A 17042-nucleotide genomic window follows, 5' to 3' on the forward strand; every position below is an offset into this window, starting at 1 on the left:
CCCCTCCCACGGATACGACGGATCACACGGAGCACTTCCACATGAGCACTCAGTCCACGACCATCCGCTGGGAACAGGACCGCACCGGCGTCGTCACCCTCGTCATCGACGACCCGAACCAGTCCGCCAACACCATGAACCAGGCGTTCCGCGACTCCCTCGCGGTGATCACCGACCGCCTGGAGGCCGAGAAGGACACCATCCGCGGTGTCATCATCACCTCCGCCAAGAAGACCTTCTTCGCCGGCGGCGACCTGCGCGACCTGATCCGGGTCACGCCCGAGACCGCGCAGGAGCTCTTCGACGGCGGCATGGCGATCAAGCGCAACCTGCGCCGCATCGAGACCCTGGGCAAGCCGGTGGTCGCCGCGATCAACGGCGCGGCCCTGGGCGGCGGTTACGAGATCGCGCTCGCCTGCCACCACCGCATCGCCCTGGACGCCCCCGGCTCCAAGATCGGCTGCCCCGAGGTCACCCTCGGCCTCCTGCCCGGCGGCGGCGGAGTCGTCCGTACGGTCCGGCTGCTCGGCATCGCCGACGCCTTGCTGAAGGTCCTCCTCCAGGGCACCCAGTACGCCCCGCAGCGAGCCCTTCAGAACGGCCTGGTCGACGACGTCGCGAGCACCCAGGACGAACTCCTCGCCAAGGCCCGCGCCTTCATCGAGGCCAACCCCGAGTCCCGGCAGCCCTGGGACAAGCCCGGCTACCGCATCCCGGGCGGCACTCCCGCCAACCCGAAGTTCGCGGCCAACCTGCCCGCCTTCCCGGCGAGCCTGCGCAAGCAGACCAACGGCGCCCCCTACCCGGCCCCGCGCAACATCCTCGCGGCCGCGGTCGAGGGCGCCCAGGTCGACTTCGAGACCGCGCAGGTCATCGAGGCGCGCTACTTCGTCGAGCTGGCGGCGGGACAGACGTCCAAGAACATGATCCAGGCGTTCTTCTTCGACCTCCAGGCGGTGAACTCCGGCGCCAACCGCCCCCAGGGGATCGAACCCCGCCAGGTCCGCAAGGTGGCCGTGCTCGGCGCGGGCATGATGGGCGCGGGCATCGCCTACTCGTGCGCCCGCGCGGGCATCCAGGTCGTCCTGAAGGACGTGACACCTGAGGCGGCGGCCAAGGGCAAGGCCTACTCGGAGAAGCTCTGCGCCAAGGCGGTCTCCCGCGGCCGTACGACCCAGGAGAAGGCCGAGGCGCTCCTGGCCCGCATCACCCCGACGGCCGACCCCCAGGACCTGGCCGGCTGCGACGCGGTCATCGAGGCCGTCTTCGAGGACACGGCGCTCAAGCACAAGGTGTTCCAGGAGATCCAGCACATCGTCGAGCCGGACGCGCTGCTGTGCTCCAACACCTCCACCCTCCCGATCACGGCCCTGGCCGAGGGCGTGGAGCGCCAGGGCGACTTCATCGGCCTGCACTTCTTCTCGCCGGTCGACAAGATGCCCCTGGTCGAGATCATCAAGGGCGAGCGGACGGGCGAGGAGGCGCTGGCCCGGGCCTTCGACCTGGTCCGGCAGATCAGGAAGACGCCGATCGTCGTGAACGACTCGCGCGGCTTCTTCACCTCCCGCGTGATCGGCCACTTCATCAACGAGGGTGTCGCGATGGTCGGCGAGGGCATCGAGCCCGCGTCCATCGAGCAGGCCGCGGCGCAGGCGGGCTACCCGGCGAAGGTCCTCTCCCTGATGGACGAGCTGACGCTGACGCTTCCGCGCAAGATCCGCAAGGAGACCAGGCAGGCGGTGGAGGAGGCGGGCGGCACCTGGACGCCCCACCCCGCCGAGGCGGTCATCGACCGCATGGTCGACGAGTTCGGCCGCACGGGTCGCAGCGGGGGCGGCGGCTTCTACGACTACGGCGACGACGGCAAGCGCGTCGCCCTCTGGCCGGGCCTGCGCGAGCACTTCACCCGCCCGGACGCGGAGATCCCCTTCCGGGACATGCAGGAACGCATGCTCTTCTCCGAGGCCCTCGACACGGTCAAGCTCCTGGAGGAGGGCGTCCTGACCTCGGTCGCCGACGCCAACATCGGCTCGATCTTCGGCATCGGCTTCCCGGGCTGGACCGGCGGCGTCCTCCAGTACATCAACGGCTACGACGGCGGCGCCGGGGCAGGTGTCGGACTGCCGGGCTTCGTGGCACGCGCGCGTGAACTGGCCGACCGGTACGGGGACCGCTTCACGCCGCCGGCGCTGCTGGTGGAGAAGGCGGAGAAGGGGGAGCGGTTCGGGGACGCCTGAGGTGTGGGGGCGAGTGCGGGCGCGTGGGGGGCTGGTCGCGCAGTTCCCCGCGCCCCTCGGTGGGTGACCCGGCCCTCTGCCGAGAGCACCGGTCGGCGACACGGGGTCCCCTTGCCCCCTCGTCCCCGCCTCCCCGAGGAGAGCTGCCGCGATGCGCAGGCCCTGGCGAGCGCGCCGCGATCCCGTCCGGTCACCCCGTCCCGCGGTCCATCTCCGCCGTCCACTCCCGCAGTTCCTCCTTCAATGACCGCTGAAAGGTCGTCAACAGGGCCTGGACGACCAGGGGTTCCATGTGCGCAGACAGCGACTTCACGTCCCGTGGGTCGCGCCGCGCCACCTCGCCGCGGAACAGCTCGGACAACTCGTGCGCGGCGGCCCGGGAATGCTCGATGAGCACCTTCCGCGAGGCCAGGATCGCCTCCTGCGACAGCGGCACGTCGAGCAGCCCGACGCCGAGCCGCAGCAGGCCCAGGTCGACCAGGCACGTGTCGCCGTCCCGCCGTACGACCCCCATCGCGGCGAGCCGTTCCACGTCGTCGTCGTCGAGCGGCCGCCCGGCCCGCCGCTGGAGCTCCTCCCGGGTCACCGGCTCCACCAGGTCGGGGGCCCAGGAGGCCACCACGGCCCGGTGGATCGCCAGGTCGTGGGCGCTCAGACCGGCGGGCAGCTGCTGCATGTACCGCTCGATCGCCGCCAGCGTCATGCCCTGGTGCTGGAGCTCCTCGATCAGCGCCAGTCGGGCCAGGTGCTCGCGGCCGTAGTGACCGACCCGGCGGGGGCCGATCACCGGCGGGGGGAGCAGCCCCCGTGTGCTGTAGAAGCGGACCGTGCGGACCGTGACCCCCGCCCGCGCGGCCAGCTCGTCGACGGTGAGGGCCGGCTCGGCGTCGTTCCGGGCGTCGTTCCCGGCGTCGGGGGAGGTGTCGGTCGTCATGTGCAGCAGTATCGCTGTCTCACCACTGCTGTGACATCCGCCACCGGTTGGGCGAGGGGTTCCCGGGCAGGTGATCGGTCGGTCCGTGCCCCCCGTCAGGAGGCAGGGGCCGACGCACGTCCGGACACCCGAGCGAGACCCGCCGGGGCGCACCAGAGAGTGGAACCACCTGTGAGCAAGGACGCCGCGCAACCGGCCACGGCCCCCGCCCGAACCACCCGCACCCCCGGGGCGCGGGTGCACGCCGACGCGGGCGACGCCGGCTACAGCAAGGACCTCAAGGCCCGCCACGTCAACATGATCGCCATCGGCGGCGCGATCGGCACCGGCCTCTTCCTGGGCGCCGGCGGGCGTCTGCACACCGCGGGGCCGGGACTCGCGCTGGCCTACCTGGTCTGCGGGATCTTCGCCTTCTTCGTCGTCCGCGCCCTGGGCGAGCTCGTCCTCTACCGCCCCTCGTCGGGCTCCTTCGTGTCGTACGCGCGCGAGTTCCTCGGCGAGAAGGGCGCGTACGTCGCCGGCTGGATGTACTTCCTCAACTGGTCGACGACCGGTATCGCGGACATCACGGCGATCGCGCTCTACACGCACTACTGGAGCCTGTTCACCGACATCCCGCAGTGGACGCTCGCGCTCGTCGCCCTCGCGGTGGTGCTGGCCGTGAACCTGATCTCGGTGAAGATCTTCGGCGAGATGGAGTTCTGGTTCTCGATCATCAAGGTGGCCACGCTCGTCGGCTTCATGCTGATCGGCATCTTCCTGCTCGCCACCCAGCACGAGGTGGGCGGCCGGACGCCCGGAGCGAGCGTGATCACCGACGGCGGGGGTGTCTTCCCGCACGGCCTGATGCCGGTCGTCCTCGTCATGCAGGGCGTGATCTTCGCGTACGCCGCGCTGGAGCTGGTGGGTGTCACGGCGGGCGAGACGGCGCAGCCGGAGAAGGTCGTGCCGCGCGCGGTGAACTCGATCATGTGGCGGGTGGGTCTGTTCTACGTGGGCTCGGTCGTCCTGCTGGCCCTGCTGCTGCCGGGTTCGCTCTACTCGGCCGACGAGAGCCCCTTCGTCACCGTCCTCTCGAAGATCGGTGTCCCGGCGGCGGGCGACGTGATGAACCTGGTCGTCCTCACGGCGGCGATGTCCTCCCTGAACTCCGGCCTCTACTCCACGGGCCGCATCCTGCGCTCCATGGCCATGGCGGGCTCCGCACCGAGGTTCACGGCGAGGATGAACCGCAGCCAGGTGCCGTACGGCGGGATCCTGCTCACCTGCGCGGTGTGCGTGCTGGGCGTCGGCCTCAACTACCTCGTGCCGAGCCAGGCCTTCGAGATCGTGCTGAACATCGCCTCGCTCGGTGTCATCAGCACCTGGGTGATCATCATGGTCTGCCACCTGGTCTTCGTCCGCCGGGCTCGCGCGGGCCTCCTGACCCGCCCCGCGTTCCGCCTCCCCTTCAGCCCGGTCACCGAGACCGCCACGATCGCCTTCCTCCTGGCCTGCCTGGGCATGATGTGGAACGACCCCGAGGTCGGCCGCAAGACCCTCCTCCTGATCCCCCTGATCGGCGCCCTCCTGCTCGCCGGCTGGTTCGCGGTCCGCCACAGGGTCCACTCCCCGCCCCCTCCCGCCCGGACGGACCACACGGCCTGACGGGGGGCCACTGTCAGTGCCGTCCCCTACCGTGGCGTCATGGGGGAGATCATCTACACCAGAGGAGACGCCACGGCCCCGTCCGTGAAGGGCGTCAAGCTGATCGCACACGTGTGCAACGACATCGGGGGCTGGGGGAAGGGGTTCGTGGTGGCGGTGTCGCGCCGGTGGCCGGAGCCGGAGGCCGCCTACCGCGCCTGGCACCGGGGGCGCGCGTCGAACGACTTCGGGCTTGGCGCCGTCCAGTTCGTGCAGGTGGAGCCCTATGTGTGGGTGGCCAACCTGATCGGCCAGCGGGGCATACGCACGGGCAGCAAGGGTGTCCCGGTCCGCTACGAGGCGATCGACGAGGCACTGGGGCGGCTGGCCGACAAGGCCCTGGAACTCGGCGCCTCCGTGCACATGCCCCGGATAGGGTGCGGGCTGGCCGGCGGAAAGTGGTCCCGTGTCGAGCCGCTGATCATGGCCCGGCTGGTCGGGCGCGGTCTCGCCGTCACCGTCTACGACCACGGTCAGGACGGGGCCACGGCGCTCGGCACATGACCGACTCCGGTGTCCGCGCCCCTCTTGCCACCGGCCGTCGGAGTCCAGGCCGGTGGAGGGGCGGCACCCGCCTCGACGCACGTCGAAGGACGGGGCCGCCCACCCGATCCGCGCTAGTCGGAGTGCACGTCGTTCGTCGCCGCGATCTTCGTCCACGACTTCGGCTGAACCGTGGCTCCCGCGGCTCCGGCGATGGACGCACCCCGCGCCGCCGGCGCCCCCGGCTTCGACGGCTGGAACAGCCACGTGTCGAACAGCGCGCCCAGCGGCTGACCCGACACCTCCTCGGCGTACTTCCGGAAGTCGGACACCGATGCGTTGCCGTAGGCGTGCTGTTGCGGCCACCCCTTCAGCACCGCGAAGAACGCCTCGTCACCGATCTCGTTCCGCAGCGCCTGGATGGCCAGCGCACCCCGGTCGTAGACCGCGATGTCGAACTGGTTCTCCGGCCCCGGATCACCCGGCCGCACCGTCCAGAACGCGTCGTCGGCCGGGTGCGAGGCGTACACGTAGTCGGCGAGTTCCTGTGCCGTCCCCTCGTCCTCGTGCTCGGACCACAGCCACTGCGCGTACCGCGCGAAGCCCTCGTTGATCCAGATGTCCTTCCAGCCGCTCACCGACACCAGGTCGCCGTACCACTGGTGGGCCAGCTCGTGCACGACCACCGAGGTGTTGGAGCCGTTCGCGAACTGGCGCGGGCTGTAGAAGGGCCGGGTCTGCGTCTCCAGCGCGTACCCGGTGTTCGTGTTCGGCACGTACCCGCCGAGCGCGTCGAAGGGATAGGGCCCGAAGTACGAGCTCAGCCAGTCGGCGATCTCCCCGGTCCGCTCGACACTCGCCCGCGCGGCGCCGTAGTTGGCACCCAGATCCTTGCTGTAGGCGTTGACGACCGGGATCCCGCCGTCGGTCGTGCCGGTCGTCAGGTCGAAGCGGCCGACGGCCAGCGTCGCCAGATACGTGGCCTGCGGCTTGTCGGAGCGCCAGTTCCAGCGCGTCCAGCCCAGGCGTGAACTCGTCGACTGGAGCGTGCCGTTGGAGATGGCCTGGCTGCCGTCCGGTACCAGGACCGATACGTCGTAGGTGGCCTTGTCGAGCGGGTGGTCGTTGCTCGGGAACCACCACCACGCGGCCTCGGGCTCGTTTGCCCCGACCCCGCCGTCCGGCGTGCGGTGCCAGCTGGTGAAGCCGTACGCCTGCTTCGACGACGGCACTCCGCTGTAGCGGACCACGACCGTGATCGCGGTGCCCTTGGCCAGTGGCGACTTGGGCGTGATCTCCAGTTCATGCTCGCCCGACGTGGTGAAGGACGCCTTCGTGCCGTTGACCCGCACCTCGCTCACATCGAGCAGGAAGTCCAGGTCGAACCGGGACAGATCCTGCGTCGTGCGGGCGAGGAGGGTCGCCGTACCCTCCAACTCATCCGTCGACGGCTGGTACTTGAGCCGCAGGTCGTAGTGCGAGACGTCGTAGCCGCCGTTTCCGTAGTCCGGGTAGTAGGGGTCGCCGATACCCGGCGCGCCGGGGGAGAAGCTCGCCGCCGACGCCGGGACCGCCAGCATCAGGGAGGCCGCCGCGAGGGCGCCCGGTGCGATGAGTCTGCGGTGCACGAGAACTCCAAGTCGTGGGGGGACCAAGTCGGTTCGCAGCCTATTCACCACCTGTGAGCTGGATGTGTCCACGACCACCCCTGTCACACGATCGCCATTCGGCCGACATGGTCTCAAGGGGCCCTCTTTTCCCCGGGAGTTGACCGCAGTAACGTCCGCGCATGCCGATAAGCACGCGCTTCACGATCTGGAGACCGCTCGCGACCGCCCTCGCGGCCACCGCCGCCCTGCTGGCGAGCTTTCTCGCACCCGCGACCGCACAGGCGCAGACAGCGCCACGCGAGAGCCGGCCCGTCTACTCCTACGAGCACGCGGTCCGCGAGGCCGTCTGGGTGGACACCCGGCTCGACGGCGACGGGGACGGGAAGTCCGACCGCGTCGCCGTCGACATCGTGCGGCCCCGCGAACCCGCCCAGAAGGGGCGCAAGGTCCCGGTCATCATGGACGCCAGCCCGTACTACTCCTGCTGCGGACGCGGCAACGAGAGCCAACTGAAGACGTACGACGCCAACGGACATGTCGTCCAGATGCCGTTGTTCTACGACAACTACTTCGTGCCCCGCGGCTACGCCTTCGTCGGCGTCGACCTGGCCGGAACCAACCGCTCCGACGGCTGTGTTGACGTCGGCGGCCGCTCCGACATCCAGTCCGCGAAGGCCGTCGTCGACTGGCTGAACGGCCGGGCCACCGCCTACACGACCCGCACCGGAACCCACAAGACCAAGGCCGACTGGACCAACGGCAAGACCGGCATGATCGGCAAGAGCTGGGACGGCACCATCGCCAACGGCGTCGCCGCCACCGGCGTGAAGGGCCTGAAGACCATCGTCCCGATCAGCGCCATCTCCACCTGGTACGACTACTACTTCGCCCAGGGCGCCCCGCTCTACGACTCCGGGCCCGACTGGCTCTCGGACTACGTCGACAGCCCCGACGCCCGCGCCAAGTGCGCCGCCGTCCAGCAGAAGCTCGTCGACCAGGCGCCCCGCACCGGCGACTGGACCCCGCTGTGGACCGAGCGCGACTACGTCAAGGACGCGCGCAAGGTCAAGGCCAGCGTCTTCCTCGTGCACGGCATGCAGGACCTCAACGTCCGTCTCCAGCACGTCGGTCCGTGGTGGGACGCCCTCGCGAAGAACGGCGTCCAGCGCAAGATCTGGCTCTCCCAGACCGGCCACGTCGACCCCTTCGACTTCCGCCGCGCGCAGTGGGTCGACACCCTGCACCGCTGGTTCGACCACGAACTCCTCGGCTACGACAACGGCATCGACCGCGAGCCCATGGCCGACATCGAACGCCACCCCGACCAGTGGGTCACCTCCAAGTCCTGGCCCCCGCGCGGGACTTCGGCCACCACGCTGCGCCCCGCGAAGGGCTCCCAGCAGGGCGTCGGCACCCTCGGCCTGACCAAGGCCAAGGGCACCGAGGTCTTCACCGACGACCCCGCGCTGAGCGAGACCGACTGGGCCGCCCGGATCGACACCTCGACCCCCGACAAGGCGGGCTTCACGACGGGAACCCTCACCAAGGACCTCCGGCTGTCCGGCCCCTCCGAGGTCACGGTCACGGCGACCCCGACCACCTCCACGGCCCACCTGTCCGCCGTGCTCGTGGACCTCGGCCCTGACACCATCCGTGACTACGCCGCCGGCGGGGAAGGCATCACCACGCTCACGAACCGCACCTGCTGGGGTGTCGGCACCACCGGTGACAGCGCCTGCTTCAAGGAGACCCGGGCGAAGACGACCGCCGTCGACTACACGGTGGTCAGCCGCGGCTGGGCCGACCTCGGCACCTACGCCGATGCCAGGAAGGGCGTCCCGCTCACCCCGGGCAAGGCCTACACCATCACCCTCGACCTGGGAGCCACGGACCACGTCGTGCCGGCGGGCCACCGCCTCGCCCTGATCGTCGCGGGCACCGACAAGGACCTCATCGACCCGCCGTCCACCCGGCCCACCCTGACGATCGACCTGGCCCGCACCTCGGCCCGGGTCCCGCTGGTCGGCGGCGCCGCCGCCTTCGCGCACGCCACGAAGGGCGCCCGGACCGCCGTTCCGCAGGAGGCCGGAGCGCTCGACGGTGTCCGGGCCCCGCGCACCGCCCACCGTGTCCCGGAGGGTGGATGAGCCGGCGAACAACCGGTGACGGAGCCGGACACCGGCTGGTGAACCGGCGCTGATCTGCGGCATCTGTGGTAGGTCCTGGGGAACTGTGTGAAAACAGGCGTATCCACCGCCCCAGGGGAAGGTGCCGCAGATGACTGAAGACCTGAAGAAGAGAGGTGGCCGGGAAGGTCCTATGGGCGTTCTCGGCCACCCGACCGACCGGGTGGTGTTCGGCGTCACCGCCGTCATCACCCTCGCCTTCGTGATCTGGGGCTGGGCGGCGACGGACTCCCTGGAGGACGTCTCCACCACGCTGCTCGACGGGCTGATCCACAACGGCGGCTGGGCCTTCATGCTGGCCGCCTCGTGCTTCGTGGTGTTCGCCCTGTGGCTCGCGATGAGCCGTTACGGCCGTATCCACCTGGGCGCCGAGGGCGAGGAGCCCGAGTTCAGGACCGTCTCCTGGGTCGCCATGATGTTCAGCGCCGGCATGGGCATCGGCCTGATGTTCTACGGCGTCAGCGAGCCGCTCTCCCACTACACGACACCGCCGCCGGGCACGGATCCCGCCAACTCCGGTGAACGCATGGAGACGGCGATGGCCACCACCCTCTTCCACTGGACCCTGCACCCGTGGGCGATCTACGCGGTGGTCGGCCTCGCCATCGCCTACAGCACCTTCCGCAAGCGCAGGCGCCAGACCATCAGCGCCGTCTTCACCCCCCTCATCGGGGAGCGGCACGCCAACGGCGCCGCCGGCCGGGTGATCGACATCCTCGCGATCATCGCCACCGTGTTCGGCTCCGCCGCCTCCCTCGGCCTCGGCGCCCTCCAGATCGGCTCCGGTTTCCAGGAACTCAAGTGGATGGACGACGTCAGCACCGGACTGCTCGTCGCGATCATCGCCGTACTGACCCTGGCCTTCGTGCTCTCGGCGGTCTCCGGCATCGAGCGGGGCATCCAGTGGCTGTCCAACACCAACATGGTGCTGGCCCTGGTCCTCGCGGTGTTCGTGTTCGTCGCGGGGCCCACGATCATCGTCCTCGACCTGCTGCCCACCTCGATCTTCTCCTACCTCGGCGACCTGCCCCAGCTGGCCGGCCGCACCGAGGCGAGCGGCGGCAAGGGCGTCGCGGACTGGCTCGGCAGCTGGACCGTCTTCTACTGGGCCTGGTGGATCTCCTGGACGCCCTTCGTGGGCATGTTCATCGCCCGCATCAGCCGCGGCCGCACCGTCCGCCAGTTCATCGGCGGGGTCATCCTGGTGCCCAGCACGGTCAGCCTGGTCTGGTTCGCGATCTTCGGCGGCACGGCCATGAAGCTGAAGGAGGGCGGCGCGCTCGGTGGCGAGGACACCCCCGAGGGCCAACTCTTCGCGGTGCTCCAGGAGTTCCCCATGGCCACCGTCACCAGCCTGCTCGTGATGATCCTGGTCGGCATCTTCTTCGTGTCGGGCGCCGACGCCGCGTCCATCGTGATGGGCACGCTCTCCCAGAAGGGCGCCCTCGAACCCGGCCGTTTCGTCGTCGTGTTCTGGGGCGTGGTCACCGGAGCGGTCGCAGCGATCATGCTGCTCGTCGGCAGCGGCCAGGGCGACGCCCTCACCGGCCTCCAGAACCTCACCATCCTGGCCGCCGCGCCCTTCGTCCTCGTCATGATCGGCATGTGTGTCGCCCTCATGCGGGACCTGCGCCGAGACCCGGTCATCGTGCGCGGCGAGATGGGCTCCGAGGCCGTCGAACTCGCCGTGATCGAGGGCCACCGCAAGTACGACGGCGACTTCGGGATCCAGATCGGCCCCGGCCCCGGCACCGAGACGGAGGGCGACCCGCTGGGCCACGACCACGCCTGAGAACGGCCGGTGCGCGGAGGGGACGGGCACGACGGCCTCGTCCGCGCACCGATGTCAGGGCCCCTCCCTCCGGTCCCCCTTCGACCACGCGTACGCCGCCCGCGCCCGGCCGAGCCCCCAACTCCTCCTCGTCGGGCGACCCCGGCGGCCCGGCCGTAGCGGAATGCCCCATGCCGTGCGCAGACCTGCCCAAAGCCGGGAATACTCACACCATGTCTGCCGCCTACGCGACCTTCGGCCTGGCACCGGCGATGCGTGCCGGTGGAGTCCTCGCCAACGGTGACTTCCAACTGCACCGCGACTTCGTGGACTTCATCGTCGACAGCCGCCCGCTCCTCTTCCAGCTCTCCGACCTCGACGCCGTCTCCCCCCTCGCCTCCGACGTGCCGCCCGCCATCTTCACCGCCCAGGTCCGCAGCCTCCTGGGCGAGACGGACGCCCCGCTGCCGGGCGGTCGTCACGTCATCTACGGCTGCCCCGAGTGCGAGGACCTGGCCTGCGGGGCCGTCACCGCCGTCATAGAGCGGGACGGCGACGACTTCATCTGGCGCGACTTCGCCTGGCAGACCGAGGAGACCGTGGACCTCCGCCTCAACGGCTACCACGGCATCGGCCCCTTCCGCTTCCAGGGCGCCGAGTACCGCGCGGCACTGGACTCCCTCCTCCAGGAGGAGACCCGGCGGGCCCGTCGCCGCGTCCTGCTCATCGGCGCCCGCGTCGCCGTCCTCGCCAAACTGGCCGCAGCCCTGCGCTCCATCGGCATCGGCGCCGACATCACCCACGGCGTGGGCGGGGTCCCCGCCGACGAACTGCGCGGCTACGGCGCCGTCGCCTTCGGCCGAGCGATCAGCGAGGAGGAACGTGCCGCCGTACGGCAGTCCTTCGCCCGCGCGGGCATCGACGTGGCCTACGTCGACGGCCTGGCCCCGATCGTCCCGCTGCTCGTGGCCCAGATAGAGCACGCCCTCGACCGCAGCCCCGTCGCACAGCGCCGACTGACCCGGCTGGTCGCCGCCGACGGCGAGGCGGGCGTCGAGGTCACCTCGCCGTGCCGGGTGCGGCTGACGGCGTACCGCCTCGACCGGCTCTACCGCACCCACGCCCAGGAAGTCTTCGACGGCGTCCTGGAAGCGGGCCGGCACCGGATCGCCCTGGACGCCAAGGCGGTGAAGGGAGAGTCCTTCGTGGTGGCACGGACCTCGGGAAGCGTCCTGGTGGAGGCGATGGCCCGGTGAGGAGGACAGGCGACGACCCTTGCGGAGCGCGGTAGACGGCCCGCTGAAATCCCGAGCGTCGGCCGTCCCGTACGGCCACTAGGATCGGCGGTCTGATGACTGCCACCCTCGTCGCCAAGAACCTCGCCGCCGGCCACGGCGACCGCTCCCTGTTCAGCGGGCTCGACCTCGTCGTCGCGCCCGGAGACGTCATCGGCCTGGTCGGGGCCAACGGCGCCGGCAAGTCCACGCTGCTCAGGATGCTCGCGGGCCTGCTCGCACCGGAGGAGGGCGAGCTCAGGCTCTCCCCGCCGACGGCGACCGTCGGTCACCTCCCGCAGGAGCCGGAGCGCCGCCCGGGCGAGACCGTCCGGGAGTTCCTCGCCCGCCGCACCGGGGTCGCCGAGGCCCAGCAGGTGATGGACGACGCGACCCAGGCCCTGGTCGACGGAGCCCCGGGCGCGGACGACGCCTACGCCACCAGCCTGGAGCGCTGGCTCGATCTGGGCGGTGCCGACCTCGACGAACGCGCCGAGGAGGTCGCCGACTCCCTCGGCCTCGCGGTTGACCTGGACCAGCCGATGACCTCGCTCTCGGGCGGCCAGGCGGCCCGCGCCGGCCTCGCCTCCCTCCTGCTCTCCCGCTACGACGTCTTCCTCCTGGACGAGCCGACCAACGACCTCGACCTGGACGGCCTGGAGCGCCTGGAGAAGTTCGTGAAGGGCCTGCGCGCGGGCACGGTGGTCGTCAGCCACGACCGCGAGTTCCTCACCCGCACGGTCACCAAGGTCCTCGAACTCGACCTGGCCCAGCAGCAGATCACCCTCTACGGCGGCGGCTACGAGGCCTACCTGGAGGAGCGCGAGGTCGCCCGCCGGCACGCACGGGACGACTACGAGGAATACGCCGACAAGCGGTCCTCGCTCCAGGACCGGGCGCAGATGCAGCGGTCCTGGATGGACAAGGGCGTCAAGAACGCCCGCCGCAAGGCGAGCAACGACAACGACAAGATCGGCCGGAAGTTCCGCAGCGAGGCCAGCGAGAAGCAGGCCGCGAAAGCCCGCCAGACCCAGCGCATGATCGAACGCCTCGACGTCGTCGAGGAGCCGCGCAAGGAGTGGGAACTGCGCATGGAGATCGCGGCGGCCCCCCGCTCGGGAGCGGTGGTCGCCACGCTGCGGGACGCCGAGGTGCGCCAGGGCGACTTCGTGCTCGGCCCGGTCTCCCTCCAGATCGACTGGGCGGACCGGGTGGCGGTGACCGGCGCGAACGGCGCCGGCAAGTCGACGCTGCTGGCCGCTCTGCTCGGCCGGGCGGCGCTGTCCGCAGGCCAGGCCGCCCTCGGCTCCGGCGTTCTGATCGGCGAGGTCGACCAGGCCCGCAAGCTGTTCCACGGCGAGGAGTCGCTGCTTGACGCCTTCTGCGCGGCCGTCCCCGACACCGAGCCGGTGGAGGTCCGCACCCTCCTGGCCAAGTTCGGCCTGAAGTCCGACCACGTCATGCGTTCGGCGGCGACCCTGTCGCCGGGGGAGCGGACGCGCTCCGCGCTCGCCCTGTTGCAGGCCCGCGGTGTGAACCTGCTGGTCCTGGACGAGCCGACGAACCACCTCGACCTGCCGGCGATCGAGCAGCTGGAATCGGCCCTGGACGCCTACGAGGGCACGTTGCTCCTGGTCACCCACGACCGCCGCATGCTGGACGCGGTGCGGGTGAACCGCCGCCTGGAGGTCGCCGACGGCAAGGTGACCGAGCGCTAGACCTGCCCGGAGCCGGAGCCGGAGCCGGAGCCGGAACCGGAACCGGAGCCGGGGCCCTCGGCCGTGAGGCGGCGGGCGAGCGAGGGATAGTCGACGACGAGTCCGTCCTCGTCGAACAGGAGGTCGCTGCGGAAGTCGCCGGAGGCGAACCGCACCCGCCCGCCCGTGTCCGTCCGTTCCAGATGGGTGTAGGTCTGCGACGACGGCCGTAGGGACAGCTCGGGCACCGACACCCACGCCATCACGAACTCCCGCTCCCCGGGCGCCCGATGGAGCCCGTGCCGCAGCACGGGCATGGCGTTGGTGAGCGGACACAGCCCCAGATCGCAGTCGAGCGCCCCGTCGAGCTCGGGCAGCGGCTGTCCGTCGGCGGCCCACCGGCCGTGTCCGTCGTGGGCCAGGTCCAGGGTGCGGGTCCCCGAACCGCTCTCCGCCGTGACCGCCAGCCGGCGGGTCACGAAGTCATCGCCGGTCTCGAGCTCGTACGAGATCCAGTACGGCTCGGGAGCGACCCCGACCGCTCTGCCCCGCGCCCGCAGCGAGCCCTCGCCGAACTCCGCCCAGGCGGTCTCGTAGCCCCGGCTCTCGAACACTTCCCAGGTGACGGTGCGCGAAGTGACCATGCCCTTCACCCTAGGCGCCCTTGACCCTGGCGCCCTTCACCCTCGGTGTGCGGGAGGCGGTGCGACCCTCCCGCACATGCCCGGTCGGGTCAGCGGCGGCCGTTCTTCGGATCGACGATCCCGGCCCGACGCAGGGCATCGGCCATCGCGCTGTTGGCCGGAGCGGGCGTCGACCGCTGCTGCTGGCGCGGCTGCTGCTGCCGCTGCTGGGGCGGCCGCCCGCCCCGCTGCTGACGGCGCTCCCCACCGGAGGGCTTCGCAGCCGCCTCGTCGTCGAGCCGCAGCGTCAACGAGATCCGCTTCCGCGGGATGTCGACCTCCAGCACCTTCACCTTGACGATGTCACCCGGCTTCACGACGTCCCGGGGATCCTTCACGAACGTCTTCGACAGCGCGGAGACATGCGCCAGGCCGTCCTGGTGGACACCGACGTCGATGAACGCCCCGAAGGCCGCCACGTTGGTCACGACCCCCTCCAGCACCATCCCGGCCACCAGGTCGGAGATCTTCTCGACGCCCTCCTTGAAGGTCGCCGTCTTGAAGGCGGGACGAGGGTCACGCCCCGGCTTCTCCAGCTCCTTCAGGATGTCGGTCACGGTCGGCAGGCCGAACGTCTCGTCCACGAAGTCCTGCGGCCTGAGCGACCGCAGCACGCCGGTGTTCCCGATGAGGGACGCGACCTCCTGCCCCGCGGTCTTCACCATCCTGCGCACCACCGGGTACGCCTCGGGGTGCACGCTGGAGGAGTCCAGCGGGTCGGAGCCACCGCGGATCCGCAGGAACCCCGCGCACTGCTCGTACGCCTTGGGGCCCAGCCGTGCCACCTTCTTCAGCTCGGTGCGGGAGGTGAACGGGCCGTTGGTGTCCCGGTGCGCCACGATGTTCTCGGCGAGCCCGGAGGTGATCCCGGAGACCCGGGCGAGCAGGGGAGCGGACGCGGTGTTGACGTCGACCCCGACACCGTTCACACAGTCCTCCACCACCGCGTCCAGCGAGCGCGACAGCTTCACCTCGGACAGGTCGTGCTGGTACTGGCCGACACCGATCGACTTCGGGTCGATCTTCACCAGCTCCGCGAGCGGGTCCTGGAGCCGGCGCGCGATGGAGACCGCGCCGCGCAGCGACACGTCCATGTCGGGCAGCTCCTGCGAGGCGAACGCGGAGGCCGAGTACACGGATGCGCCGGCCTCGGACACCATCACCTTGGTGAGCTTCAGCTCCGGGTGCTTGGTGATGAGTTCACCGGCGAGCTTGTCGGTCTCGCGGGACGCCGTGCCGTTGCCGATCGCGATCAGCTCGACGGCGTGCTCCTTCGCCAGCCGGGCCAGCTTGGCGATCGCCTCGTCCCACCGGTTGGCCGGGACGTGCGGGTGGATGACGTCGGTGGCGACGACCTTGCCGGTCGCGTCGACCACGGCCACCTTCACGCCGGTACGGAAGCCCGGGTCCAGGCCGAGCGTCGCGCGCGTGCCGGCCGGGGCGGCGAGCAGCAGGTCGCGGAGGTTCTTCGCGAAGACGTCGACCGCCTCGTCCTCGGCGGCCGTCCGCAGCCGAAGCCGCAGGTCGATGCCGAGGTGCACGAGGATGCGGGTCCGCCAGGCCCAACGGACCGTGTCCTTCAGCCACTTGTCGGCGGGGCGGCCACGGTCGGCGATGCCGAACCGGTGGGCGACGATCCCCTCGTACGACGAGGGACCGTCCGTGGGCTCCTCGGGCTCCAGGACGAGGTCGAGGACGTCCTCCTTCTCGCCGCGCAGCATCGCCAGGACGCGGTGCGAGGGGAGCTCCTTGAAGGGCTCGGAGAAGTCGAAGTAGTCGGCGAACTTGGCGCCCGCCTCCTCCTTGCCGTCCTTCACCTTCGCGACCAGGCGCCCGCGCACCCACATGCGCTCGCGCAGTTCACCGATCAGGTCGGCGTCCTCGGAGAAGCGCTCCGTGAGGATCGCGCGGGCGCCGTCGAGGGCGGCCTGCGGGTCGGCGACGCCCTTGTCGGCGTCGACGAACGCGGCGGCAGCGGCGAGCGGGTCGACCGTCGGGTCCCCGAGCAGGCCCTCCGCGAGCGGCTCGAGACCGGCCTCGCGCGCGATCTGCGCCTTGGTGCGCCGCTTCGGCTTGAACGGGAGGTAGATGTCCTCGAGACGCGCCTTGGTCTCCGCGCCCCGGATCTGCGCCTCCAGTTCGCCGGTGAGCTTGCCCTGCTCGCGCACCGAGTCGAGGATCGCGGTCCGCCGCTCCTCCAGCTCCCGCAGATAGCGCAGCCGCTCCTCGAGCGTGCGCAGCTGCGCGTCGTCGAGCATCTCGGTCGCTTCCTTGCGGTAGCGGGCGATGAAGGGAACCGTGGAACCGCCGTCGAGCAGTTCCACGGCCGCCTTGACCTGCCGCTCCCGTACGCCGAGTTCCTCGGCGATCCTGCCTTCGATGGATCCGAGGTGGGTGGACCCGCTGGACCCGGGTGTCGTCACGATCCGGTACCGCCTTCTCACTGAGGTTGCGCGGCAATTGTGGCAGGCGGCACCGACA

At 70.7% G+C, this 17042-nt stretch carries 11 protein-coding genes; 7 read left to right on the top strand and 4 right to left on the bottom strand.

Annotated features, from left to right (window positions below):
* The first annotated feature begins 41 nt into the window (after window positions 1-41).
* Window positions 42-2237, top strand: coding sequence for a 3-hydroxyacyl-CoA dehydrogenase NAD-binding domain-containing protein (locus IF54_RS0105735; protein ID WP_030315163.1), 2196 nt, complete (start codon window positions 42-44; stop codon window positions 2235-2237).
* Window positions 2238-2427: 190 nt separating this feature from the next.
* Here the strand turns inward: IF54_RS0105735 and IF54_RS0105740 are convergent, their stop codons facing one another.
* Window positions 2428-3171: a MerR family transcriptional regulator gene (locus IF54_RS0105740; protein ID WP_037819362.1), complete on the bottom strand. Its 744-nt coding sequence runs from the start codon at window positions 3169-3171 to the stop codon at window positions 2428-2430.
* A 171-nt stretch (window positions 3172-3342) separates the two neighbouring features.
* Between IF54_RS0105740 and IF54_RS0105745 the strand changes: the two genes are divergently transcribed.
* Together IF54_RS0105745 and IF54_RS0105750 are read left to right on the top strand one after the other, a co-directional pair.
* The gene (locus tag IF54_RS0105745) at window positions 3343-4818 is read left to right on the top strand and encodes an amino acid permease (protein ID WP_051735336.1); all 1476 of its coding nucleotides are present in this window, start codon (window positions 3343-3345) and stop codon (window positions 4816-4818) included.
* Window positions 4819-4857: 39 nt separating this feature from the next.
* Entirely contained in the window at window positions 4858-5361 is a 504-nt protein-coding gene (locus tag IF54_RS0105750) for a macro domain-containing protein (protein ID WP_030315168.1), read from the top strand.
* Window positions 5362-5474: 113 nt separating this feature from the next.
* On the opposite strand, the gene IF54_RS0105755 is transcribed toward IF54_RS0105750, so the two are convergent.
* Window positions 5475-6968, bottom strand: a complete 1494-nt coding sequence (locus tag IF54_RS0105755) for a M1 family metallopeptidase (protein ID WP_030315170.1) — start codon at window positions 6966-6968, stop codon at window positions 5475-5477.
* 161 nt (window positions 6969-7129) lie between these two features.
* Here IF54_RS0105755 and IF54_RS0105760 point away from each other — a divergent pair, with 161 nt between their 5' ends.
* From IF54_RS0105760 to abc-f, 4 genes are all read left to right on the top strand, one after another.
* Window positions 7130-9097, top strand: a complete 1968-nt coding sequence (locus tag IF54_RS0105760) for a Xaa-Pro dipeptidyl-peptidase (RefSeq protein ID WP_030315172.1) — start codon at window positions 7130-7132, stop codon at window positions 9095-9097.
* 130 nt (window positions 9098-9227) lie between these two features.
* Window positions 9228-10928, top strand: coding sequence for a BCCT family transporter (locus tag IF54_RS0105765; RefSeq protein ID WP_030315175.1), 1701 nt, complete (start codon window positions 9228-9230; stop codon window positions 10926-10928).
* Between the two features lie 212 nt (window positions 10929-11140).
* Window positions 11141-12163 (top strand): hypothetical protein, encoded by a 1023-nt coding sequence (locus IF54_RS0105770; protein WP_030315176.1) that lies wholly within the window; start codon window positions 11141-11143, stop codon window positions 12161-12163.
* A 95-nt stretch (window positions 12164-12258) separates the two neighbouring features.
* A complete protein-coding gene (abc-f, locus tag IF54_RS0105775) occupies window positions 12259-13899 on the top strand; it encodes a ribosomal protection-like ABC-F family protein (protein WP_030315179.1) in 1641 nt (546 codons plus the stop codon).
* Here abc-f and IF54_RS0105780 read toward each other — a convergent pair.
* Together IF54_RS0105780 and IF54_RS0105785 are read right to left on the bottom strand one after the other, a co-directional pair.
* Window positions 13896-14522 carry a putative glycolipid-binding domain-containing protein gene (locus IF54_RS0105780; protein ID WP_051735337.1) on the bottom strand — a complete coding sequence of 209 codons (627 nt, stop codon included), beginning with the start codon at window positions 14520-14522 and terminating at the stop codon, window positions 13896-13898. The genes abc-f and IF54_RS0105780 overlap by 4 nt on opposite strands.
* Before the next feature lie 89 nt (window positions 14523-14611).
* On the bottom strand, window positions 14612-16984 hold the full coding sequence (locus IF54_RS0105785; protein WP_030315184.1) for a Tex family protein: 2373 nt from the start codon (window positions 16982-16984) through the stop codon (window positions 14612-14614).
* Window positions 16985-17042: the final 58 nt, after the last annotated feature.

Origin of the sequence: Streptomyces sp. NRRL B-3229, assembly GCF_000719505.1 — a bacterium.
In the GTDB taxonomy this organism is placed as follows: domain Bacteria; phylum Actinomycetota; class Actinomycetes; order Streptomycetales; family Streptomycetaceae; genus Streptomyces; species Streptomyces griseorubiginosus.

Coding starts and splice junctions, on each gene's coding strand:
- IF54_RS0105740 (WP_037819362.1), bottom strand. CDS start 3,171: ATGACGACCGACACCTCCCCCGACGCCGGGAACGACGCCCGGAACGAC.
- IF54_RS0105760 (WP_030315172.1), top strand. CDS start 7,130: ATGCCGATAAGCACGCGCTTCACGATCTGGAGACCGCTCGCGACCGCC.
- abc-f (WP_030315179.1), top strand. CDS start 12,259: ATGACTGCCACCCTCGTCGCCAAGAACCTCGCCGCCGGCCACGGCGAC.
- IF54_RS0105750 (WP_030315168.1), top strand. CDS start 4,858: ATGGGGGAGATCATCTACACCAGAGGAGACGCCACGGCCCCGTCCGTG.
- IF54_RS0105770 (WP_030315176.1), top strand. CDS start 11,141: ATGTCTGCCGCCTACGCGACCTTCGGCCTGGCACCGGCGATGCGTGCC.
- IF54_RS0105735 (WP_030315163.1), top strand. CDS start 42: ATGAGCACTCAGTCCACGACCATCCGCTGGGAACAGGACCGCACCGGC.
- IF54_RS0105780 (WP_051735337.1), bottom strand. CDS start 14,522: ATGGTCACTTCGCGCACCGTCACCTGGGAAGTGTTCGAGAGCCGGGGC.
- IF54_RS0105765 (WP_030315175.1), top strand. CDS start 9,228: ATGACTGAAGACCTGAAGAAGAGAGGTGGCCGGGAAGGTCCTATGGGC.